Below are 20,274 nucleotides of genomic sequence, written 5' to 3' on the forward strand. Positions count from 1 at the left end.
CGCGAATTCACCTGACCTCGAACAGGATTCCGCGACCGATCGCCTCTCGCACCACCGGCAGCGCAGCCTGTGCAAGGGCCTCGGTGTCGACGCCGTGGAAGCCGGCGAGCAGTTCGATCAGGACACCGAGCGGCACGGTGCCACGACATCCGGCCAACAGGGCGCGCGACACCTCGTCGACACCGAGCACGGCACCGGGGCCGCCGGGCCGGCGCACCGAGGCGCCGACCTCCTGCCATCCGTCCTCGCCGGGCAGCGACTGCGATTCCAGGAACACCGGCGCGGTCGCGAGCCGTGCACCGAGCAGGCGCTCGTCGGTGGTGTCGCGGAGGTAGGTCCGGCGGTCCAGGAAGGCCCGCGCCTCGTGGCCGGTGACCTCCTCGCCGGCCCCGGTGATCTCCTCGAGGACGCGATCGGGGGTGCCGGTGCGGCGGCGGCGCAGCGTCAGAGACCCCATCCCGATTCCGACGATGCCCTCCTGCGTGAACCAGTCCAGCCAGGCGGTCCCACGTGCGGCGATCTCGTCGGGCTCCTCACCGGCGTCCGACAGCCACAACGAGATGTAGCTGATCGGATCGGCGAGTTCACGCTGGACGACCCAGGCGTCGAGGTCGGTACCGGCCAGCCAGCCGCCCACCCGGTCGCGCCAGTCCTCGCCCTCGCGGACGATCCAGTTGGCCAGCAGTTGCGCGGTACCGCCGTCGGTGAGGTGCTCGGGCAGGTGCCGGATCAGGTCGGCACAGATCGTGTCCCCGGCCATCCCGGAGTCCCGGTAGATGTAGTCCTGCCCACCCGACCCCACCACGAACGGCGGGTTCGACACGATCAGGTCGAAGCGTTCACCGGCCACCGGCTCGAACAGAGAGCCCTCGCGCAGATCCCACGACATCCCGTTGAGCCGCGCGGTGGCAGCGGCCAGCGCGAGGGCGCGGGGATTGGTGTCGGTGGCGACGATCGACTCACAGTGCGAGTTCATGTGCACCGCCTGAATCCCACACCCGGTGCCGAGATCCAGTGCGGCACCGACCTTGTCGCGGATCACCAGACGGGCCAGGGACACCGATGCGCCACCGATCCCCAGCACGTGATCATGGGCGACGGCGCCGCTGCGCATCGCGGCGTCCTGATCGGAGACGACGAGGTGGTCACGCACGTCGTCGGCATGTGGCCGGATGTCGAGGTTCGCCCGCAGGACGCCGTCGGCGGTCCGCGCCAGCACTCCCTGCTCGAGGAGCGCGGGCACCCCGACGGTCGGGAACGCGGCGGCGACCGCCGCCTCCGTCTCGTCCGAACCGAGGAGGAACAGTCGGACCAGGGTGGCCAGCGCAGACCGGTCGGCCGCCTGCGTGGCCCGCAGCGCGGGCCACCAGGTCCCGCGTCCCAGAGCCTCGTTCGCCTGGTCACCCAGTAACGCCGACACCCCGTCGGAGGTGTAGTCCGCACCACGGAGATCGACCCCCAGCGCGGTGACGACCGCCTCGTTCCGCAGCGGCATCGCGTCCATCAGCTCACCCATCGGTTGTCGACGGTGCACTGTACTGCATCGAATCCACAGCAGGACACCGGTTTCCGCTCATGGTGCCCGATTTCGGAAGGGGGCGTCAAACGCACGTGCCGACCGCCCAGCGGCTACCATCTCCGCGAGTGACCGTTCCCACAACGAGGGCATGCAAAGGGTATGCTAACCTCACTTCGTTTCAGGGCGGGCGCAACGTCCAACACAGCGGGGTCAAGGAGCAGTGCGATGAGGGTCGGGTCGTCGGATGGTCATGGGTCGCACAGGGGGCGGGTCTGGTTCGTGCGGGTCACCGCCGTAGCCACGCTGACCGCGTTCTCGGCAAGCGTGATGAGCACGAACGGCTCTGCGGCCGTGTTGAATCCGGCTCTGGCACCTACTCCGGTGCCGATCGCACAGAAGGCCAAACCCAAGCCGCAGACCCCGAAGCCGGCCGAGACCTACCAGGAGCGGATCGACCGGATCGCGCAGAGCCCGCGGGCCATGCTGCCGACCCTCGAGGAGAACAGGGACCAACCGACCGTCTGCGTCAGTGGCGAGTTCACCACCCTCCGCGTCGTCTACGACTCACTGTTCGAGTCGGTGCTGCCGTCGCTGCCCGAGCAGCTGCACCAGAACGCCTACGCCGCGCGAGCCGCCGCACACCGGGACATGGACCGGCTCAACGTCTCGACCCTCGCCATCTCCGATCATCCGATGGCACTCGGCGCCGATCGTGACGATCCCGCGTTGACCTACCGCGGCGCCATCTCGCAGTGGATGGTCGTCCAGCTGCTCAAGATCCGTGACGGCAAAGAGGCCGAGGCGATCCCGCTGGGCAACATCACCATGGCCCAGGCGGTCGAGACGGTCTGGCTCTACTTCTTCGCGACGATCTTCACCCCGGCCAAGATCGGTGTGGGTCTGACGCCCTTCCTCGGCCGCCCGTTCGAGGGTACCGACGCCCTGAACTCGGTGACCTACAACCTCATCCTGCAGTTGATGGTGCAGGGCTCCACCATGGGCGGGCAGTACCTGTACCAGTCGATCTCGAATGCGATCGTCGGCCAGTGCATCGCGCGGGTCACCGAGGAACAGCGCGCGCAGGCCGGCCGCCCCAGCGACACGGTCACCTACCCCGTGGACATCCCGGCGATCGTCCGAGAGACGGCCAACCAGCTCGCCCTCGCCGACAACGACAACTGCTCGGCCGTCGGTAACGTGCCGCTGAGCAGGATCGTCACCCGCACCGGCGACTACGCCCAGAACCTGGTGCAGACGCCGCAGGAGAAGAAGGCGATCGCCGCCGAGACCAAGAAGATCCTGGCAGGCCTGCGTGGCACCCGGGTGCCGCACAACCTGATCCCGGCCGACCCGGCCGATTTCACCCAGGCCGAGTCACTCCTGTCCACCTTCGGCGGCCTCATCCCCTACATCGGCGGCGCACCCCTCGACATCGTCCTGGGTCTCAGCCACAACATCGGCCAGGGCGACAACATGTTCGAGACCGTCCCGCTGGCGGATCTGACCGTCACCAAGTCGCTGACCGCCGCATACTTCACGTACTACCTGTCGCTGCACATGTTCACCACCATCGGCGGGCTGCTCGAGGGACAGATCCTCACCAACGGCCAGGAGGTCGGCTACCTCTCCCCCATCCGCGCCATCGGAACCCTCGCGAACATCCCGCTCACGTACGGACTCGTCAATTTCCACAACGTGGTGCGCTCGATGTGCTTCGTCGAGGACGACACCGCCGGCACCGGACGCGGCGCACAGAACAACCGCGACCGGGCGGTCCTGCCGTCGGCGAGCACCACCACACCGCCCGCGGCGCGCCCCGGTTCGACCCGTCCGAGTTCGGGCAGCCCGGCCACGCCGACCCGACGCACAAGGGCGAGTGGCGCACCGTCGACCAGCACCTCGACGCCGGCACCACTGGTTCCCGGTCTTCCGATCCGCATTCCGGGGGTGAATTGAGCGAGGTCGACGGGCCATTCCTGAGAACTTCCGGAGAATATGGCAGCGGCCGCGAATTTCGGGCAAAATCACACCTGACGAAACGGTGACGAGACCCGTTTCACGAAACTTCGCGGCGCATAAGCTATCGTCAAACACGTGGCCAAAGTTGAAGTGATCTCATTCGTCGACGACCTCGACGGCAAAGAGCTCGATCTGGACGATGCGCACACCATTTCGTGGTCGTGGGTAGGCGTCGACTACCAGCTCGACGTATCCAGTGCCAACCTCGAGAAGATCGAGAACGGCAAGGTTCCGGTGTCGAAGCTGCTCGAGGTGTCCACCCGGATCGGCGGTCGGCGTCAGTCGACGGCACCTCGGGTTCGTTCGACCGCCCCGCAGGATTCCGGTGATCGCGCACGTCGCGATACCGCGGCGATCCGACAGTGGGCGACCGAGGCGGGTTACGAGATCTCCCCACGTGGGCGTCTACCCAAGGAGATCATCGAGGCCTACGAGGCCGAGGCCTGATTCTCGACGGCATCACCTGATATTCGAACGCACCGCGGGCCGGCATTTCGCCCGCGGTGCGTTCGTGTATTCGCGGGGTAAACCATCCAGATTTGTGTTCATTTCGAACCACGCCGATACCGCGTTTATCCCTATTTCATTGACGGTGAACAGTCTCTGGTTGACATTCCCGATTTCCGTGCACGACGTCACCCGAGGAGCGAATTCGCGGTCGTGATCGAACCGTGGGTGTCCGCGAGCCGAGATGTCGGCCGACACACGTTCTTCGACGGCGTGGCCGCACACCGACCCGGCCGGCGGCGCGGCGACCGCACGGGGCCGCGGTCGTGGGCCCGCCGAACACCAGCCGATCATCCGAGCACACCGCTACCGTTGTGGTCATGGCGACATTCACCACCGTCGAGCTGTATTCGTCGGACGCGGCAGCATCGGCCCGGTTCATGGCCGAGGCCTTCCATCACGAGCACACCTTCTACGGCGACTCCTACGTCGACGTCCATGTGGGCGGCGGGTTCACCGTCGCGTTCGAGACGACCACCGCCGACGTCCCGCCGCCACCGCTGGCGATCTTCCAGGTCGACGACCTCGACCGGGCACGCGACGCCGTCACGGCTGCCGGGGCCGTCATCACCGTCGAGCCGTTCGACTTCCCGGGCGGTCGCCGCTTCCAGTTCCGCGAGCCTGGCGGAAACGAACTCGCGGTATGGGCACCTGCCGCGGAGTGATCGAGGAGGCCCAGGTGGGCCTCGCGGGTACGCGCGCCGACCATGATCCGCGTGACCACGCGAAGAGAACCCGAGCGCGAGGTCGGCGCGCCGGACGCACCTGGAATCGATCCAGATCATCACTGCATCCGACTCCCCGACCGGACGAAAGGCCTTCTCCATGACCGAGCCACTCACCCCCGCATCCGGCGCCGTCGCACCGTTCCTCGGCGCACTCATCGACGGCTCGGTGGCCGTGATCGATCTGACCACTCCCCTGAGCAGTGCGACACCCGCCCTCGTCCTGCCCGACCCGTTCGTCAACCTGATCGACTTCAGCCTCGAGGAGGTCAGTGCCTACAACGAGCCGGGACCCTACTGGCGGCACAACAACATTCACACCGGTGAGCACATCGGTACCCACCTCGACGCACCCATCCATTGGATCAGCGGACGCGACGGACACGATGTGTCACAGATCCCCGCACGCCGGCTGATCGGGCCCGCCGCGGTGATCGACCTCACCGACAAGGTCGCCGCCGATCCCGACCATCTGCTGGGGGTGGCCGACGTCGAGGAGTGGGAGGCCGAGCACGGCGCCCTTCCCGACGGGGCATGGCTACTGCTGCGCACCGGCTGGGAGGCGCGCGGCGGATCGCAGGAGGAGTTCCTCAACGCCGACGAGACCGGTTCGCACACACCGGGAGTCGCGGTCGAGTGCGCCGAGTGGCTCGCCACCCGGCGCCCCATCGCCGGACTGGGTGTGGAAACCGTGGGCGTCGATGCGGGGATGGCCGGAGGTTTCGAACCCGCCTTCCCGGTCCACTATCACTTCCTCGGCAACGACAAATACGGCATCACCTCGCTGCGCAACCTCGGCCGGCTCCCGGCGACCGGGGCCATGCTGGTGGTCGCGCCGCTGCCGATCGTGGGCGGTACCGGCAGCCCGTGCCGCGTGCTCGCGCTGGTCGAGTCGGGCGGGTGAGCTCGCGCCCGAGTTTTTCGCCGGGATGCGGTGCGGTGGGGCCGCTCCAGCCCGCCGCGGGCCCGCCCTTCCGTAACCCGACCACGAGGTTCTTCTCATGACCACTCCTGCAGTAGCCACTCCGACAACCGAATCCGGTTCTGCCGCAGCCCCGCTCACCTACGGGCCCACCGTCGCCGATGTCGTCGGCCGGGTGCTGGCCGACCTCGGCGTCGGCCATGTGTTCGGCGTGGTGGGCAGCGGCAACTTCACCATGACCAACGCCTTGCGCGCCGGTGGCGTGGGATATACCGCCGCGCGGCACGAGGGTGGCGCGGCCACCATGGCCGACGCCTACACCCGGATGTCGGGCAGGGTCGGGGTGGTGTCGCTGCATCAGGGATGCGGGCTGACCAACGCCATGACCGGGATCGGCGAGGCCGCCAAGAGCCGCACCCCGATGGTGGTCCTGACCGCCGACGCCCCGGCCGCCGACCTGCGTTCCAATTTCCGGATCGACCAGGACGCCCTGGTCACCGGCGTCGGGGCGGTCAGCGAGCGCGTCTACGGTGCATCGACCGTCGTGGCCGACGTGATCCGTGCCGTTCGGACGGCGATCACCCGGCGCAGGACCGTGGTGATCAACGTCGCGATCGACGTGGCCGCATCCCCCGCGTCGGTCCCGGGCCCGGTGACCGCCGACATCGTGCGCCCACGGGTCCGCCCGGATCAGGACTCGGTGACTCGCTTGCTGCGCCTGCTCGCGGCGGCGCAGCGCCCGGTGTTCATCGCCGGTCGCGGTGCTCGTGAGGCCGGGCCGCAGATCGGAGCGTTGGCCGAGGCGACGGGTGCGTTGGTGGCCACCTCGGCGGTGGCCAACGGCCTGTTCGCCGGCGACCCGTTCGCGCTGGGCATCTCGGGCGGATTCTCGTCGGCGACCACCGCCGAACTCGTCGCCGGCGCCGACCTGATCGTCGGCTGGGGCTGCGCGCTGAACATGTGGACGATACGTCACGGCAAGCTGATCGGTGCGGATACCGTTGTCGCGCAGGTGGATGTGGATGTCGATGCGATCGGTGCGCATCGGACCGTCGACCTCGGCGTCATCGGTGACTGTGCGCTGACCGCGGCGGACGCGGTCGCCGCCCTCCAGGCCGACCGGCACCCGGGCACCGCCGGCTACCGCACCCCCGATGTCGCCGCACGGATCGCGGCGTCGTCGCGCTGGCGGGACGTCCCTGTCGACGACATCTCCACCGCCGACCGGATCGACCCGCGCACACTCACCATCGCGCTCGACGATCTGTTACCCGCAGAGCGCATCGTGTCCATCGACTCGGGCAACTTCATGGGGTATCCGTCGACGCATCTGAGCGTTCCCGACGAGAACGGCTTCTGCTTCACCCAGGCCTTCCAGTCCATCGGTCTGGGCCTGGGCACCGCGATCGGCGCGGCCACCGCACGGCCCGACCGGATGCCGGTGCTCGGGACCGGGGACGGCGGATTCCTGATGGCCATCTCGGAGCTGGAAACGGCGGTGCGCCTGCGGCTTCCGCTGGTGGTCGTGGTCTACAACGACTCCGCCTATGGCGCCGAGGTGCACCACTTCGGCGACGCCGACATGACGACGGTGACCTTCCCCGAGGTCGACATCGCCTCCATCGCACGGGGTCATGGCGCCACCGGCGTCACCGTACGGTCGGTGACGGACCTGTCCGCGGTCGCCGACTGGGTCGCCACCGCCGCCACCGGTGGCGATGTCGGCCCACTGCTGATCGACGCGAAGATCGCCGCCGACGGCGGGTCGTGGTGGTTGGCGGAGGCGTTCGCCGGACACTGAGGCACGCATCGAACACCGAGGCACGCGTCGAACACCGAGGCACGCGTCCGGCACGCACTTTGTCGCAGTGCCGCCGACCTCGGCGGCGCAACTCCGCCAGGCCAGGCGGTACCGAACCGCTGATCGATGACCCTCTCGAATCCGTCCACGGACGTGCTGATTCCCGGAGGGCATCTGTGGTGCGCGAGGGGGGACTTGAACCCCCACGTCCTGAGACACTGGAACCTAAATCCAGCGCGTCTGCCAATTCCGCCACTCGCGCGTGCGTGCACAACCCTACCGCGCGCCGACGGCCACCACCGACCCGCCCTATACCACCATCCCGCCCGTCGGCCATCCCCGCGCCACCGCCCCGACCCCCGCTCGATGTGACCGTTACCGCAGATCACCGGCCCGGGCGGGGATCGGATCCCCCCGATTGGGTACCGTCGAGGGTATGTCCCCGCAGTCTGTACGTCGCCGGCATCGGCCCGCGCTCCTGGTGCTGGTGGCGATCGCCGCCGTCGCCTGCCTCGGCCTGGCATGGTGGCAGTGGGACACCTACGAGTCCTCGGCCGGCACCGCCCAGAACCTCGGTTATGCACTGCAGTGGCCCGCATTCGCGTTCGCCGTGATCTGGGCCTACCGGCGCTTCGTGGTTCTCGAGAGCAACCCGGACGAGGCCGCCAAGGCTGCCGACACCGGCATCACCGAGATCCCCGCCGGCCTGCTCCCGGACCGGCCGTCCACCCCGAGTGCCTCGTCGGCGAGCGACGGCTCATCCCCCGACGACGCATCGCTGCGTGAGTACAACCGCTTCCTCGCCGACCTCGAGGCAGCCGATCACGCCGAGGCAGATCACGACCACCGGGCCCGGGTCGGATCGACTCGCCCCGACTCCCCGACCAGTGAGGATTCTCAGTGACCGAGACCGCCCAGCCCACCACCGCCGTGCCCATCGAGAAGGTCAAGGGCGCTCTGCTGCGCTACCGCGTCCTCGCGTGGATCACCGGTCTGTGGCTGCTGCTGCTCGTCGTCGAGCTGATCCTGAAGTACGGCTTCGGCATCAACTCGCTGGACTTCGTGCCGATCGCGCACGGCTGGGTGTACTTCATCTACCTGATCCTGACCGTGGACCTCGCGATCAAGGTGCGCTGGCCGGTCGGCAAGATCATCCTCACCGCGATCGCCGGAACCATTCCGTTCCTGTCGTTCTACGTCGAACACATCCGGACCAGGGAGGTCAAGGAGCAGTTCGGCCTGACCGGCGGCAGCCTCTGAGCAAGTCGCACCGGTCGTCCGATCGAATCCGAGAACACCGCCCTCCGGGATGACCGAAGGGCGGTGTTCTCGTATCGTGGCCGTTCCCGAACGGGTGGATCAGCGGGCGGGCATCACTGTCCCGCGAGCACCCGCAACGCCGGAACCAGCTGGGCCAGAGCCTTTCTGCGGTGGCTCAGCGCATCCTTCTCCGACGCCGACAGCTCCGCCGACGCCCGGCCGGCCGCCTCGGCGTCGTCCGGGGCGAACAGCGGGTCGTAGCCGAAGCCGTTGTCGCCGCGGGGCGCCCGCAGCATCACGCCGCGCCACTCGCCGCGCACCACGGTCTCGTCGCCGCTCGGGTCGACCAATGCGCATGCCGACACGAAGGCCGCCCCGCGACGCTCGTCGGGCACATCCGAGAGCTGGTTGAGCAGCAGCTCGTTGTTGGCCGCATCGTCACCGTGACCACCGCTCCACCGCGCCGACAGCACGCCGGGCATGCCGTTGAGCGCGTCCACGGCGAGCCCGGAATCGTCGGCCAGGCACACCCGTCCGGTCGCGGCGGCACCGGAGCGCGCCTTGATCAGCGCATTCTCCTCGAAGGTCGCGCCGGTCTCGGGTTCCTCCGGATACTCCGGCACGGCGTCGAGACCCACCACGTCGAGTCCGACGATCCCGGCGGCGTCGAGCACCCGCCGCAGCTCGGCGAGTTTCTTGGCGTTGCGGCTGGCGACCAGGATCTGTTGTGTCGTCATCGGCGACGGACTCAGTTCGCGGTCGGCAGCACGCCGGGGTACGGGTCGGCGAGCACCGCACGCTGCGCCTCGAACAGCTTGGCGGTGCCCACCTCGGCGATGTCGAGGAGCTTGTCGAGGGTGGCGCGCGGGAAGGTGGCGCCCTCGCCGGTCCCCTGCACCTCCACCAGCGTGCCGGCATCGGTGGCGACGACGTTCATGTCGACCTCGGCGCGCGAGTCCTCCTCGTAGGGCAGGTCCAGCCGCACCCGGCCGTCGACGACGCCCACGCTGACCGCGGCGATCATGCACGACAGCGGCTGCGGATCGTTGAGCTTGCCCGCCGCCCCCAGCCACGTGACGGCGTCGGCGAGGGCCACATAGGCGCCGGTGATGGCCGCGGTGCGGGTTCCGCCGTCGGCCTGCAGCACGTCGCAGTCGAGGGCGATGGTGTTCTCCCCGAGCGCACCGAGATCGATACACGCCCGCAGCGAGCGGCCGATCAGGCGGCTGATCTCGTGGGTGCGGCCACCGATCTTGCCCTTGACCGATTCGCGCCGGGACCGTTCGTGGGTGGCGGCGGGGAGCATCGAGTACTCCGCGGTCAGCCAGCCCAGACCGGAACCACGCCGCCACGGCGGCACGCCCTCGGTGACGCTGGCGGTGCACATCACCCTGGTCTGACCGAATTCCACGAGCACCGAGCCCGCGGGATGTGAGGTGAATCCGCGGGTGAAGGAGATCGGTCGCAGTTCGTCATCGGCCCTGCCGTCAGCGCGTGTGGTCACCGTGCCAACTGTAGTCAGCCGGGTTCAGAGATCGAACACCTGACCCTGTCGCACCAGCTCCACCGGCCCGCCGAACCGTGAGCGCGCCTCGGCCAGGATCAGCTCCGCGTCGGTCCACGGCGCCACATGGGTGATCGCCAGTGCCTTGACGTTGGCCTTGGTGGCGGCCTCCCCCGCGTCGATCCCGGACAGGTGCAGGTGCTCGGGCCGGGCGGGCGGGTCGTGTGACCACGACGCCTCGCACAAGAAGACGTCGGCGTCGGCGGCGAGGTCGATCAGTTCGTCGCACAGCGCGGTGTCACCGGAGTAGGCCACCACCTTGCCCTCCGGCGAGGTGATCCGCAGGCCGTAGGTCTCGGGCGGGTGATCCACCTGGAATGCCCGGACGGTCATCCCGCCGAGTGTCACCTCCATGCCGTCGCTCCACTCGCGCACATCGAAGGTGTCGCCGATGTCGTCGATCTCGCCGGGGAACTCCGACGACGCGGCACCGATCCGGGCGGCCACCCCCGACGGCCCGTAGAGCGGCGCGGCCACCGGTGCCGGTCCGGGCGGGGCATAGCGCCGCCACACCAGCATGGCCGGCAGGTCGAGACAATGATCGGCATGCAGGTGGCTGAGCACCACCGCCACCGAGTCCGGGTCGGCCACCCGCTGGAGTTCACCGAACACACCGGGTCCGCAGTCCACCAGCACCGGCTGCTCGCCGGGAACGGTGAACAGGTAGCCGGAGCAGGCGACCCCCGGCCCGCCGACACTTCCCGAACAACCCAGGACGGTGACACGCATGAGCCCTACCTTGCCATGCGCGTGGTCACTGTCGACCACGTATGGGTCACAAGTCCTTCACTGTGTCATCGGTGCGATGTGAGGTCGACGCTCACAGATGACCGACCGTCCCGATCGTCGGCCCCAGGAACCGGTGCGAGAGCCTGGCGAACATCTCCGGGTCACCGGTCGCCTGGAAGACGCGGCGGGCGTCGCGGTTGGAGTGCGGGTGCAGCAGATCGGCCTCGGTGAGCACCCGGAACAGATCCTTGGCGGTCTCCTCCGCGCTCGACACCAACGTCACCTGGTCGCCCATCGCGAGTTGGATCACCCCCGACAGCAACGGATAGTGCGTGCAGCCGAGCACCACTGTGTCGACGTCGGCCTCCTGCAGCGGTTCGAGGTACCCCTGGGCCAGGCCCAGGATCTGCCTGCCGCTGGTGATGCCGCGCTCGACGAAGTCGACGAACCGGGGGCAGGCGACCGCGGTGATCTCGGCGTCGCGCGCAGCGGCGAACGAATCCTGGTAGGCGCGTGAGGAGACGGTGGCCTCGGTGCCGAGCACCCCGATCCGGCCGGTCTTGGTGGCGACCACCGCGCGTCGCACCGCGGGCAACACCACCTCCACCACCGGGATCGGCGCATACCGTTCGCGCGCATCGCGCAGGCAGGCCGCCGAGGCGGTGTTGCAGGCGATGACGATCGCCTTGACCTCACGCTCGGCGAGCTCGTCACCGATCGCCAGGGCATGCTTGCGGATCTCGGGGATCGTCAACGGCCCATACGGACCGTTGCCGGTGTCGCCGATGTAGATGATGTCCTCGTCCGGAAGGAGGTCGATGACGGCGCGGGCCACGGTGAGACCACCGACGCCGGAGTCGAAGATACCGATCGGGGCGTCGGGGCGGATGGATGCGGTTATGACGGAACTCCCGGGGTGGGCCCGCCGACAGCGGGTGCGGACTTGCGTTTACGGTCGCGGCCGGCCAACGACCAGGCGGCCAGCACACCCCCGATCGCGCCGAACAGGTGCGCCTGCCACGAGACGCCGACCGCCCCGGGGAACACACCCCACAAGATCGAGCCGTAGATCAGGAACAGGACGACACCACCGAGGACCTGCCAGAAGTCACGGTTGAACAGGCCGCGGACGAGCAGGAACGCCAGCCACCCGAAGATGATCCCGGAGGCGCCCACGGTGACCGTGTACGGCGGTGCGAACAGCCACACCCCCAGCCCCGACACCACCCACACGATCGCGGTGACGATCAGGAACCGGCGTGTGAGCAACAGCAGGAAGCCCAGCACCACACCGGGGATCAGGTTGGCCCACAGGTGTTCCCAATCGGCATGGAGCAGCGGCGCCCAGACGATGCCGTCGAGGCCGTCGACCTGACGCGGTTCGATGCCGTTGTCGTCGAGCCGGAAACGGGTCGCGGCGTCGATCGCCTCGATCACCACCAGCAGCGCGACGATCGACGCCATCACGATCATCGACCGCTGCCACAACGGACGGGGAGCCGGTCGGTTCGTGGGCGGCGGGGTGACGGTCATGTCCTCTTCGTTCTCGGTTCGGGTCGTTCCCGGCCCGGGGCGTTCGCGATGCTCCCCGACCCGGTCGCGTTCTCGACGGGCTGCCCCACCACTGCGTGGGTCAGGCCCAGAGCTGACCTTCGAGGGCCTGCTCGGCGTCCTCCAGGCTACCGTCGTACGCCCCGGTCGACAGATACTTCCACCCCGCGTCGGGAACCACCAGGCCGATGTCGGCGCGTCGCCCCGCCTTGAGAGCACCGCGCCCGACCCCGCGCGCGGCCTGCAGGATCGCCCCGGTGGAGACCCCGGCGAAGACACCCTCGGTGTCGATGAGCTCACGGACCCGGGCGATCGCGTCGACGCCCGTCACCGAGAAGCGGCGGGTGAGCACCGCAGGGTCGTAGAGCTCCGGGACGAACCCCTCGTCGATGTTGCGCAATCCGTACACCTCGTCGCCGTAGCGCGGTTCGGCGGCGACGATCTCGATGTCGGGATTGCGTTCGCGCAGGTACCGGCCCACCCCCATCAGGGTGCCGGTGGTGCCGAGCCCCGCGATGAAATGGGTGATCTCGGGTAGATCGGCAAACAATTCGGGGCCGGTGCCCTCGTAGTGGGCGGCGACGTTGGCCTCGTTGCCGTACTGGTAGAGCATCACCCAGTCGGGATGCTCGGCGGCCAGTTCCTTCGCCACCCGGACCGCGGTGTTGGACCCGCCGGCCGCCGGCGACGAGATCACCTCGGCGCCGTACATGCGCAGTAGCGAGCGGCGCTCCTCGGAGGTGTTCTCCGGCATCACGCAGATCAGGTGGTAGCCCTTGAGCTTGGCGGCCATCGCCAGCGAGATACCGGTGTTGCCGCTGGTCGGTTCGAGGATCGTCGACCCCGGGCTGAGCAGACCGTCGCGTTCGGCCTGTTCGATCATCCGCAGCGCCGGGCGGTCCTTGATCGACCCGGTGGGGTTGCGGTCCTCGAGCTTGGCCCACAGCCGCACGTGCGGTCCGTCGGGCGTGTCGTCCCAGCGCGGGGAGAGCCGCCGCAGGCCGATCAGGGGCGTGTTGCCGACCGAGGCGATCAGCGACTCATACCGTGCCACCGCTCAGAATCCCGCGGTGACATCCAGGGCCGTGACATCCAGGGCCGTGACATCCAGGGCACGGACATCCACGGCACCCCCGGCCACCGCCGGGAGGATGGTCACCTCGTCGCCGTCGTCGATCGCGGTCTCGAGGCCACCGGAGAACCGGACGTCCTCGTCGTTGACGTAGATGTTGACGAACCGGTGCAGCTTGCCGTCCGCCACCAGGCGGTCACGGATGCCCGGCGCGGTGGATTCGAGGTTGTCGATCAGCTCGGCCAATGTGGAACCCGTTGCGCCGATCCGCTTCTCACCACCGGTGTGGGTGCGCAGGATGGTCGGGATGGACACGGTTACCGTCATGGATTCTCAGCTCCTGATCTCGATCGGTTCTTCGGTGACCACGCCGTCGACGATCCGATAGCTGCGTACCTCGGCAACCTCGGGATCACGGGTGGACACCAGTACGTAGTGTGCGTTCGGTTCGCCGGCGTACGAGATGTCGGTGCGGCTCGGATACGCCTCGGTGGCGGTGTGCGAGTGGTAGACCACCACCGGTTCCTCATCTTGACGGTCCATCTCGCGCCACACCGTGAGCTGTTCGACGGAATCGAAGCGGTAGAACGTCGGCGAGCGCTCCGCGTTGACCATCGGGATGAACCGCTGTGGGTCGTCGGAACCCTCGGCCCCGGCGATCACCCCGCATGCCTCGTCGGGGTGATCGGCTCGCGCGTGCGCGATCATCGCGTCCACCAACTCCTGGCCGATTCTCAGCACTCTCGCTCCTGCCCTCTCACCACTGCACGCCGGTCGCCCGCCCGGCTGTTCCATGCCGCACATCTCTGCATGCCACGTATCTCTCCGTGCCAGATATCTCTCGATGCCAGATATCTCTCGATGCCAGACATCTCTCGATACAACAGATCCCTCGATGCAGCAGATCTCGTGGCGCAGACACCGTCTGCCAGCAACGCCGGACGGCCCCCCGGTATTCCGACCGCACCCGTCATCCATGCGACAGACAGTTCCGCAGATCTCGCGCTTGTCGCGATACGGTTTCGCCACACCGGGTTTCGCGGACGACGAGTCCACCGAAGCACCCGGGATCGAGCCGGACGGGGAGCGCCGGCCCCGGGGGAAACACACCACGAGGAGTCCTTGATGCACCGTGCCCAGCGAGTTGCCGCCGCGGCGATCTCGGCAGGCATCGCCACCGCCATCGTCCTGACCGGATGTTCGTCCGGCTCCGACGGCGGGTCCGGCGACCCCACCACGACCGCCACGTCGACCATCACCGATCCGGCCGCACTGGTGTCGGCCGCCGCCGACAACACCGCCGCCCTCGATGGCGCCCACCTGAACCTGACCGTCGAGGGCAAGATCCCGAATCTGACCGCCAGGTCCGTCGACGCCGATCTGGTCGCGAAGCCGAAGACCGCGGCCAAGGGCACCGCGACGGTCCTGCTCGGCACCACCGAGGCCACGGCACCGTTCGTCTACGTCGACGAGCACCTCTACGCGAACATCGACGACCACGGCTACCTCGACTACGGCAAGGGGTCGTCGATCTACGACGTGTCGGTGGTGCTCGATCCGGACAAGGGCCTCGCCCACCTGCTGCGCGCGGTCACCTCGCCGACGGCGGCCGGGACCGAGAACATCGACGGCGTCACCACCACCAAGGTCGCGGGCGCCGTCCCCGCCTCGGACCTCGCCCCGCTGACCGGGGTGAACGTCGCCGCCACCCAGAACACCCCGGTACCGGTGACGATGTGGATCACCCCCGACCACCAGCTCGCCCGTGTGGTCCTCACCCCCGCACCGAACGCCTCGATGACCATCACCCTCTCGAAGTGGAACGAGACCATCGAGGTCACCAAGCCGTCGAACATCACCACCCCCACCCCGTCCACCCCGCCGCCGTCCGGCGACGTCTCCCGCGACCCCGCCTGAGCGCGCTCGCCCGAACCGTCACCGCGGCCACCGATCCTCCCCTGGTCGCCCACCACTCACCACGCAAGGAGCCACCATGAGCTTTCGCACACGCCTGACCGCGGCTGCCGCCACCGTGGGCGCGCTGGGGACCGCACTGGTCCTCCCCGCCGCCATCGACCCGGCGCCGGCCAACGCCTACACCGACTACTACGGCGCGATCGCGCTCAACACCTCCACCGGCGCATACGGACGTTCGTGGGACTACGGGTCCTACGGACAGGCCCGCTCGGCCGCACTCAGCGCATGCGGTTACGGCTGTCGGGTGGTCACCGACTTCGTCAACGGCTGCGGCGCCGTCGCGTCGTCGACGGACTACTGGGGTTACGGGCGCGCCCCGAGCCTGTACCGCGCGCAGTCCACTGCGCTGTCGGCGGCGGGGGGCGGCTACATCTACACCTGGGTATGCACCAGCGGTCACTCCTGACCGAGATCACTCGACCCGATCGCCGGTCGCGCGGTGGCGTCGTCGGAGCCGGCGCCTCAGCCCACCACCGACGGCGCCACCTCGGTGTATGCGGGGATGTCGCCCACCGGGTGGGCGTGCACGACGGCCGAGACGATCGCCTCGCGGGCGACCTCGGCAGCCACCCGGCAGATCTCGGCGAGCACCACCGCCTCGGGGTTCATCCCGGGTGGGATCTGCGGGCTCGGGTCCACCGCACGGGCACCGGTGGCGACAGCGAAGATCGTGTCGCCGTCGAGCGGCGAGTGCACCGGGTGGATCGCGCGGGCCAGACCGTCGTGGGCGGCCATCGCGACCCGCCTCACCGACGCCGGCGCCAGCACCGCGTCGGTCGCCACCACCCCGATGGTGGTGTTCAGCACGGTCTGCTTGGTCGCGATCGTCGACAGTTTCCACAGGTCGGAAGCGCTCGGGCGGACGAGGCCGAACCGGCGCAGATCGGCGACCGTCGCCCCCCACGGCAGCCCGGTGTCGGGATCGATCACCGCGCCCACCGGATTGGCCGCGATCACCGCCCCGACCCGGATCCCGGCCGCGGGACCGGTGTCGATCAGGCGGGCAGCAGTACCCAGGCCACCCTTGAGCCCGGCCGCGCGGGCGCCGGTCCCCGCACCGACCGTGCCGATCGCGAAGTCCGCCGACGCCGCCCGCACCGCATGCACCCCGAAGTCGGCGTCGGGTCGGCGGGTCCACTGCCCCACCGGCAGGTCGAAGATCACCGCGGCCGGGACGATCGGCACCACATGACCGTGGCGGTCCATGGGCAGTCCCACACCCTGCGCCTCGAGTTCGGTCATCACCCCGTCGGCGGTGGCGAGGCCGAATGCGCTGCCACCCGACAGCACGATCGCGTGCGCGGTGGTGACCGTGTTGGACGGGTCGAGCAGATCGGTCTCGCGGGTGCCCGGCCCGCCGCCGCGGACGTCGACGGCGACCGCCGGTGCGGGGCCGTCGGGAGTGGGCGCGCCGATCCGCACCACCGTCGTCCCGGTGGCCCAGCCGAAGCCGGGCGGGTCGTCGGGGCCGTCGCCGCCGACACCCACCTGGGCGTCGAGACGGTGATGGTGTCCGACGGTGATGCCGGCGACATCGGTGATCCGGTTGCCCGGCACGGCGAGATGGGTGGGGTGTCCGGTCACGGCGGCGCCTCTTTCGGGGGGAGGCCGATCACAGCGGCCACATCGGTCACATCAGGGCCTCGACCAGCAGTTCCTGCATCACCGTCAGCCAGTGGTAGACGTCGAGATGGGCTGCGTACGGGTGATCGTCGGGATACCGGTCGGGGGTGTCCTCGGAGATCCCGAGCATCGCACCGAGTGCCAGCCGCACATCGTTGAGGGCGGTCAGCCACGCGAGCGCCTGCTCCTCGGTCAGTGCGATGTCGCCGCCGCCGTCGGGGAGGGACTCCACCAGGATCTGCGCAGCCGACAGCTTCGCGTCGATGATGCGCGGTTCGTTGATGCTGCGCAGCGCGGCGTTGAGGTCACCGTTGACGACGTCGGCGCCGAGTTCCCGCTCCTGGTCGGGCCGATGGAAGTCGGGCAGCAGCCGACCCAGGGTGAGGTCGGTCGGCGCGGTGCTGTGTCCGGTGGTGATGCCGGTCAGCTCGCCGAGTTCGTCGGTCGGGGCGCTCGCGGCGCGTTCGGTGAGCAGTTCGGTCAGCGAGCCCACCATCGAGGTGAGCAGCTCCACCTCGTTGCGGTCGAGGCTCGAACAGATCCGCAGCCGTGATCCCCGCCCATGTCGTTTCCAGGTACGCACGTGGTACTCGTCCTCGATCAGCAGTCGCGCTGCATGGTCGCCCACAGGCCGGCGGCGTGCAGTTTCCGGACATCGGACTCGACCTTGTCACGGTCGCCGGAGGACACCACGGCCTTGCCCTCGGTGTGGACCTGCATCATCAGCTCGTTGGCCCTGGCCTCGGAGTAACCGAAGATCTTCTGGAACACGAAGGTCACATAGCGCATCAGGTTGACCGGGTCGTCCCACACGATCGTCATCCAGGGACGGCCGAGATCCGACGCACTGTCGGCGACGGAGGGTTCGGCAACCGCCGCACCACCGGGAGTAGCCTCATGCGCACGAATCACGTCTGGCGCCATACGTCCAAGGGTAAGGGATCTCAAACGTGTACAACACCGCGCTACTGACCGATCACTACGAACTGACGATGGTCGCGGCGGCGCTCCGGGCACCGATTGCGCACCGCGAGTGCGTCTTCGAGGTGTTCGCGAGGAGGCTGCCCGACGGCCGCCGGTACGGCGTCGTCGCCGGTACCGGCCGGGTGCTCGACGAGTTGGCGCGGTTCCGGTTCGGTGACCCCGAGATCGCGGTGGTCGAGCGCTTCCTCGACGCCGACACCGTCGCCTGGCTGCGGGATTACCGCTTCTCCGGTGACATCGACGGCTATCGCGAGGGCGAGCTGTACTTCCCGGGATCGCCGATCCTGACCGTTCGCGGCACCTTTGCCGAGGCGGTCCTGCTGGAGACCCTGATCCTGTCGATCCTCAATCACGACAGCGCGATCGCCTCGGCCGCCGCCCGGATGGTCTCGGCCGCCGGTCGGCGCCCCCTGATCGAGATGGGGTCACGCCGTACCCACGAACGTGCCGCGGTCGCCGCGGCCCGGGCCGCCCACATCGCCGGAGTGGGGTCGACGTCGAATCTGGAGGCGGCACGTCTCTATGGCGTACCCAGTGCCGGCACCGCCGCGCACGCGTTCACCCTCGGGTTCACGGGTCCGGACGGCACCGACGAGAAGGCCGCGTTCGCCACCCAGATCGAGGCGCTGGGTGTGGGCACCACGCTGCTGGTGGACACCTACGACATCACCCAGGGCGTCCGCAACGCGATCGAGGTGGCCGGCCCCGGGCTCGGCGCGGTGCGCATCGACTCCGGCGATCTCGGGGTGCTGGCCCGACAGGTGCGCGACCAGCTCGACTCGCTGGGCGCCACCGAGACCAAGATCGTGGTCTCCGGTGATCTCGACGAGTACGCGATCGCCTCGCTGCGGGCCGAGCCGGTCGACATCTACGGGGTCGGCACCTCGCTGGTCACCGGCAGCGGCGCGCCGACCGCGGGGATGGTCTACAAGCTCGTCGAGGTCGACGGCATCCCGGTGGCCAAACGCTCCAGCCACAAGGAATCGCGCGGTGGACGCAAGACCGCGTTCCGGGCCGCCCGACCCAGCGGCACCATCGTCGAGGAGATCGTGTCACAGGGTGGCGGTAAGGTCCCCGAGACGAATGGAACGATCACCCGAGAACTGCAGATCCCGCTGGTGCGCGGCGGCGATGTGCTCGACGGACTGCCGACGCTGACCGACGCCCGCGAGCACCTCGCACGCGGACTGGTCAGTCTGCCGTGGGAGGGTTTGGGACTGTCCCACGGCGACCCGGCGGTCCCGACCCGCCACGTCGTCGGCTGACGCCGTCGATCACCCGACCGGCCCAACCCGGCCCCAGACCAACCCCAGCCCGCACCGCACGACCCCGGCCCCGGACGGCCCGTCCGGCCACACCGGGCGTCGTCACCACCAGGAGAGATCATGAGCGAGACCACGCCCGGCGATGCGCTGATCATCGTCGACGTCCAGAACGACTTCTGCGAGGGTGGCGCGCTCGGGGTCCGTGGCGGGCTCGCAGTGTCGGAGTCGGTCAACTCCCTGCTCGCCGACTATCCGACGGTGGTGGCCACCCGTGATCACCACATCGACCCGGGTGCACATTTCTCCGACGCCCCGGACTTCGTCGACTCGTGGCCACCGCACTGCCGAGTCGGTACCGATGGCGCCGCATTCGCCCCGGCGCTCGACACCTCGACGGTGGCCGCGGTGTTCAGCAAGGGTGAGTACGCAGCGGCCTACTCCGGATTCGAGGGAGCCGACGAGACCGGGTCGGCCCTGGCCGACTGGCTCCGTCAGCGTGGGGTGAGGCGGGTCGACGTGGTGGGCATCGCCACCGATCACTGTGTCCGCGCCACGGCGCTGGACGCGGTGCGCGCCGGCTTCGGCACCCGGGTGCTCCTGCACCACACCGCGGCCGTCGCACCGGCGACCACCGCCGTCGCGCTCGACGAGATGCGTTCGGCCGGAATCGATCTCGTCGGCGATCTGTTATACGACGGTTCTTCGCCCGATGCCGTGACACCCGGCCACGACGGCTCCGAGGACTGAGACCCACCC

Annotated in this window: 23 protein-coding genes and 1 tRNA gene; 11 read left to right on the top strand and 13 right to left on the bottom strand. The window is 69.0% G+C overall.

The genetic code is table 11. The features are described from left to right. Positions 1-7: 7 nt before the first annotated feature. A complete protein-coding gene (locus ACWDUA_RS10995; protein ID WP_449751049.1) occupies positions 8-1,516 on the bottom strand; it encodes a DUF7782 domain-containing protein in 1,509 nt (502 codons plus the stop codon). Between the two features lie 384 nt (positions 1,517-1,900). Between ACWDUA_RS10995 and ACWDUA_RS11000 the strand changes: the two genes are divergently transcribed. From ACWDUA_RS11000 to ACWDUA_RS11020, 5 genes are all read left to right on the top strand, one after another. Then, on the top strand, positions 1,901-3,475 hold the full coding sequence (locus ACWDUA_RS11000) for a hypothetical protein (RefSeq protein WP_449751050.1): 1,575 nt from the start codon (positions 1,901-1,903) through the stop codon (positions 3,473-3,475). 138 nt (positions 3,476-3,613) lie between these two features. Beyond that, positions 3,614-3,985, top strand: coding sequence for a histone-like nucleoid-structuring protein Lsr2 (locus ACWDUA_RS11005; protein ID WP_449751051.1), 372 nt, complete (start codon positions 3,614-3,616; stop codon positions 3,983-3,985). A gap of 380 nt (positions 3,986-4,365) precedes the next feature. Then, the gene (locus ACWDUA_RS11010; RefSeq protein WP_449751052.1) at positions 4,366-4,710 is read left to right on the top strand and encodes a VOC family protein; all 345 of its coding nucleotides are present in this window, start codon (positions 4,366-4,368) and stop codon (positions 4,708-4,710) included. A 160-nt stretch (positions 4,711-4,870) separates the two neighbouring features. After that, positions 4,871-5,674 (top strand): cyclase family protein, encoded by an 804-nt coding sequence (locus ACWDUA_RS11015; protein ID WP_449751053.1) that lies wholly within the window; start codon positions 4,871-4,873, stop codon positions 5,672-5,674. 97 nt (positions 5,675-5,771) lie between these two features. Next, positions 5,772-7,493 carry a thiamine pyrophosphate-binding protein gene (locus ACWDUA_RS11020; RefSeq protein WP_449751054.1) on the top strand — a complete coding sequence of 574 codons (1,722 nt, stop codon included), beginning with the start codon at positions 5,772-5,774 and terminating at the stop codon, positions 7,491-7,493. 177 nt (positions 7,494-7,670) lie between these two features. On the opposite strand, the gene ACWDUA_RS11025 is transcribed toward ACWDUA_RS11020, so the two are convergent. Further along, a tRNA-Leu gene (locus tag ACWDUA_RS11025) sits at positions 7,671-7,755 on the bottom strand. A 174-nt stretch (positions 7,756-7,929) separates the two neighbouring features. Here ACWDUA_RS11025 and ACWDUA_RS11030 point away from each other — a divergent pair. Continuing rightward, positions 7,930-8,397 carry a transcriptional regulator gene (locus tag ACWDUA_RS11030; RefSeq protein WP_449751055.1) on the top strand — a complete coding sequence of 156 codons (468 nt, stop codon included), beginning with the start codon at positions 7,930-7,932 and terminating at the stop codon, positions 8,395-8,397. Then, positions 8,394-8,753: a DUF3817 domain-containing protein gene (locus tag ACWDUA_RS11035; protein ID WP_449751056.1), complete on the top strand. Its 360-nt coding sequence runs from the start codon at positions 8,394-8,396 to the stop codon at positions 8,751-8,753. The genes ACWDUA_RS11030 and ACWDUA_RS11035 overlap by 4 nt, the downstream gene beginning before the upstream one ends. A 113-nt stretch (positions 8,754-8,866) precedes the next feature. Here ACWDUA_RS11035 and rdgB read toward each other — a convergent pair whose 3' ends face one another. The 8 genes from rdgB to ACWDUA_RS11075 form a co-directional block, all read right to left on the bottom strand. Next, positions 8,867-9,490: an RdgB/HAM1 family non-canonical purine NTP pyrophosphatase gene (gene rdgB, locus ACWDUA_RS11040; RefSeq protein WP_449751057.1), complete on the bottom strand. Its 624-nt coding sequence runs from the start codon at positions 9,488-9,490 to the stop codon at positions 8,867-8,869. A gap of 11 nt (positions 9,491-9,501) precedes the next feature. Further along, complete coding sequence (rph, locus tag ACWDUA_RS11045; RefSeq protein WP_053776111.1) at positions 9,502-10,257, bottom strand: ribonuclease PH; 756 nt, start codon at positions 10,255-10,257, stop codon at positions 9,502-9,504. 24 nt (positions 10,258-10,281) lie between these two features. Beyond that, the gene (locus tag ACWDUA_RS11050) at positions 10,282-11,046 is read right to left on the bottom strand and encodes a cyclic nucleotide-degrading phosphodiesterase (protein ID WP_449751058.1); all 765 of its coding nucleotides are present in this window, start codon (positions 11,044-11,046) and stop codon (positions 10,282-10,284) included. A 91-nt stretch (positions 11,047-11,137) separates the two neighbouring features. After that, positions 11,138-11,947, bottom strand: coding sequence for a glutamate racemase (gene murI / locus ACWDUA_RS11055; protein WP_449751087.1), 810 nt, complete (start codon positions 11,945-11,947; stop codon positions 11,138-11,140). Continuing rightward, a complete protein-coding gene (locus tag ACWDUA_RS11060) occupies positions 11,944-12,579 on the bottom strand; it encodes a rhomboid family intramembrane serine protease (protein WP_449751059.1) in 636 nt (211 codons plus the stop codon). Before ACWDUA_RS11060 ends, murI begins: the two co-directional genes overlap by 4 nt. Positions 12,580-12,679: 100 nt before the next feature. Next, positions 12,680-13,651, bottom strand: coding sequence for a PLP-dependent cysteine synthase family protein (locus ACWDUA_RS11065; RefSeq protein WP_449751060.1), 972 nt, complete (start codon positions 13,649-13,651; stop codon positions 12,680-12,682). A gap of 3 nt (positions 13,652-13,654) precedes the next feature. Further along, positions 13,655-13,996 (bottom strand): MoaD/ThiS family protein, encoded by a 342-nt coding sequence (locus tag ACWDUA_RS11070; RefSeq protein WP_449751061.1) that lies wholly within the window; start codon positions 13,994-13,996, stop codon positions 13,655-13,657. 6 nt (positions 13,997-14,002) lie between these two features. Then, positions 14,003-14,410 (bottom strand): Mov34/MPN/PAD-1 family protein, encoded by a 408-nt coding sequence (locus tag ACWDUA_RS11075; RefSeq protein ID WP_449751062.1) that lies wholly within the window; start codon positions 14,408-14,410, stop codon positions 14,003-14,005. A 384-nt stretch (positions 14,411-14,794) separates the two neighbouring features. Between ACWDUA_RS11075 and ACWDUA_RS11080 the strand changes: the two genes are divergently transcribed. Continuing rightward, complete coding sequence (locus tag ACWDUA_RS11080) at positions 14,795-15,586, top strand: LppX_LprAFG lipoprotein (protein WP_449751063.1); 792 nt, start codon at positions 14,795-14,797, stop codon at positions 15,584-15,586. Between the two features lie 76 nt (positions 15,587-15,662). Further along, positions 15,663-16,052 carry a DUF4189 domain-containing protein gene (locus ACWDUA_RS11085; RefSeq protein WP_449751064.1) on the top strand — a complete coding sequence of 130 codons (390 nt, stop codon included), beginning with the start codon at positions 15,663-15,665 and terminating at the stop codon, positions 16,050-16,052. 56 nt (positions 16,053-16,108) lie between these two features. On the opposite strand, the gene ACWDUA_RS11090 is transcribed toward ACWDUA_RS11085, so the two are convergent. Genes ACWDUA_RS11090 through clpS form a run of 3 tightly spaced genes read right to left on the bottom strand, consistent with a single transcriptional unit; the run spans position 16,109 to position 18,193 of the window. Then, entirely contained in the window at positions 16,109-17,230 is a 1,122-nt protein-coding gene (locus tag ACWDUA_RS11090) for a P1 family peptidase (protein WP_449751065.1), read from the bottom strand. Positions 17,231-17,276: 46 nt separating this feature from the next. After that, positions 17,277-17,852 carry an oxidative stress transcriptional regulator AosR gene (gene aosR, locus ACWDUA_RS11095; protein WP_449751088.1) on the bottom strand — a complete coding sequence of 192 codons (576 nt, stop codon included), beginning with the start codon at positions 17,850-17,852 and terminating at the stop codon, positions 17,277-17,279. A gap of 17 nt (positions 17,853-17,869) precedes the next feature. Beyond that, a complete protein-coding gene (gene clpS, locus ACWDUA_RS11100; RefSeq protein ID WP_449751066.1) occupies positions 17,870-18,193 on the bottom strand; it encodes an ATP-dependent Clp protease adapter ClpS in 324 nt (107 codons plus the stop codon). 68 nt (positions 18,194-18,261) lie between these two features. Here clpS and ACWDUA_RS11105 point away from each other — a divergent pair, with 68 nt between their 5' ends. Continuing rightward, complete coding sequence (locus tag ACWDUA_RS11105) at positions 18,262-19,518, top strand: nicotinate phosphoribosyltransferase (protein ID WP_449751089.1); 1,257 nt, start codon at positions 18,262-18,264, stop codon at positions 19,516-19,518. 120 nt (positions 19,519-19,638) lie between these two features. Beyond that, positions 19,639-20,265: an isochorismatase family protein gene (locus ACWDUA_RS11110; protein WP_449751067.1), complete on the top strand. Its 627-nt coding sequence runs from the start codon at positions 19,639-19,641 to the stop codon at positions 20,263-20,265. Positions 20,266-20,274: the final 9 nt, after the last annotated feature.

Source organism: Gordonia sp. NPDC003376 (genome assembly GCF_053589235.1).

Excerpts from the sequence above, each read along its gene's own strand:
- ACWDUA_RS10995 (WP_449751049.1), bottom strand. The coding sequence starts at position 1,516 with ATGGGTGAGCTGATGGACGCGATGCCGCTGCGGAACGAGGCGGTCGTC.
- ACWDUA_RS11010 (WP_449751052.1), top strand. The coding sequence starts at position 4,366 with ATGGCGACATTCACCACCGTCGAGCTGTATTCGTCGGACGCGGCAGCA.
- ACWDUA_RS11015 (WP_449751053.1), top strand. The coding sequence starts at position 4,871 with ATGACCGAGCCACTCACCCCCGCATCCGGCGCCGTCGCACCGTTCCTC.
- ACWDUA_RS11020 (WP_449751054.1), top strand. The coding sequence starts at position 5,772 with ATGACCACTCCTGCAGTAGCCACTCCGACAACCGAATCCGGTTCTGCC.
- ACWDUA_RS11030 (WP_449751055.1), top strand. The coding sequence starts at position 7,930 with ATGTCCCCGCAGTCTGTACGTCGCCGGCATCGGCCCGCGCTCCTGGTG.
- rdgB (WP_449751057.1), bottom strand. The coding sequence starts at position 9,490 with ATGACGACACAACAGATCCTGGTCGCCAGCCGCAACGCCAAGAAACTC.
- ACWDUA_RS11050 (WP_449751058.1), bottom strand. The coding sequence starts at position 11,046 with ATGCGTGTCACCGTCCTGGGTTGTTCGGGAAGTGTCGGCGGGCCGGGG.
- ACWDUA_RS11060 (WP_449751059.1), bottom strand. The coding sequence starts at position 12,579 with ATGACCGTCACCCCGCCGCCCACGAACCGACCGGCTCCCCGTCCGTTG.
- ACWDUA_RS11070 (WP_449751061.1), bottom strand. The coding sequence starts at position 13,996 with ATGACGGTAACCGTGTCCATCCCGACCATCCTGCGCACCCACACCGGT.
- ACWDUA_RS11080 (WP_449751063.1), top strand. The coding sequence starts at position 14,795 with ATGCACCGTGCCCAGCGAGTTGCCGCCGCGGCGATCTCGGCAGGCATC.
- ACWDUA_RS11085 (WP_449751064.1), top strand. The coding sequence starts at position 15,663 with ATGAGCTTTCGCACACGCCTGACCGCGGCTGCCGCCACCGTGGGCGCG.
- clpS (WP_449751066.1), bottom strand. The coding sequence starts at position 18,193 with ATGGCGCCAGACGTGATTCGTGCGCATGAGGCTACTCCCGGTGGTGCG.
- ACWDUA_RS11105 (WP_449751089.1), top strand. The coding sequence starts at position 18,262 with ATGGTCGCGGCGGCGCTCCGGGCACCGATTGCGCACCGCGAGTGCGTC.
- ACWDUA_RS11110 (WP_449751067.1), top strand. The coding sequence starts at position 19,639 with ATGAGCGAGACCACGCCCGGCGATGCGCTGATCATCGTCGACGTCCAG.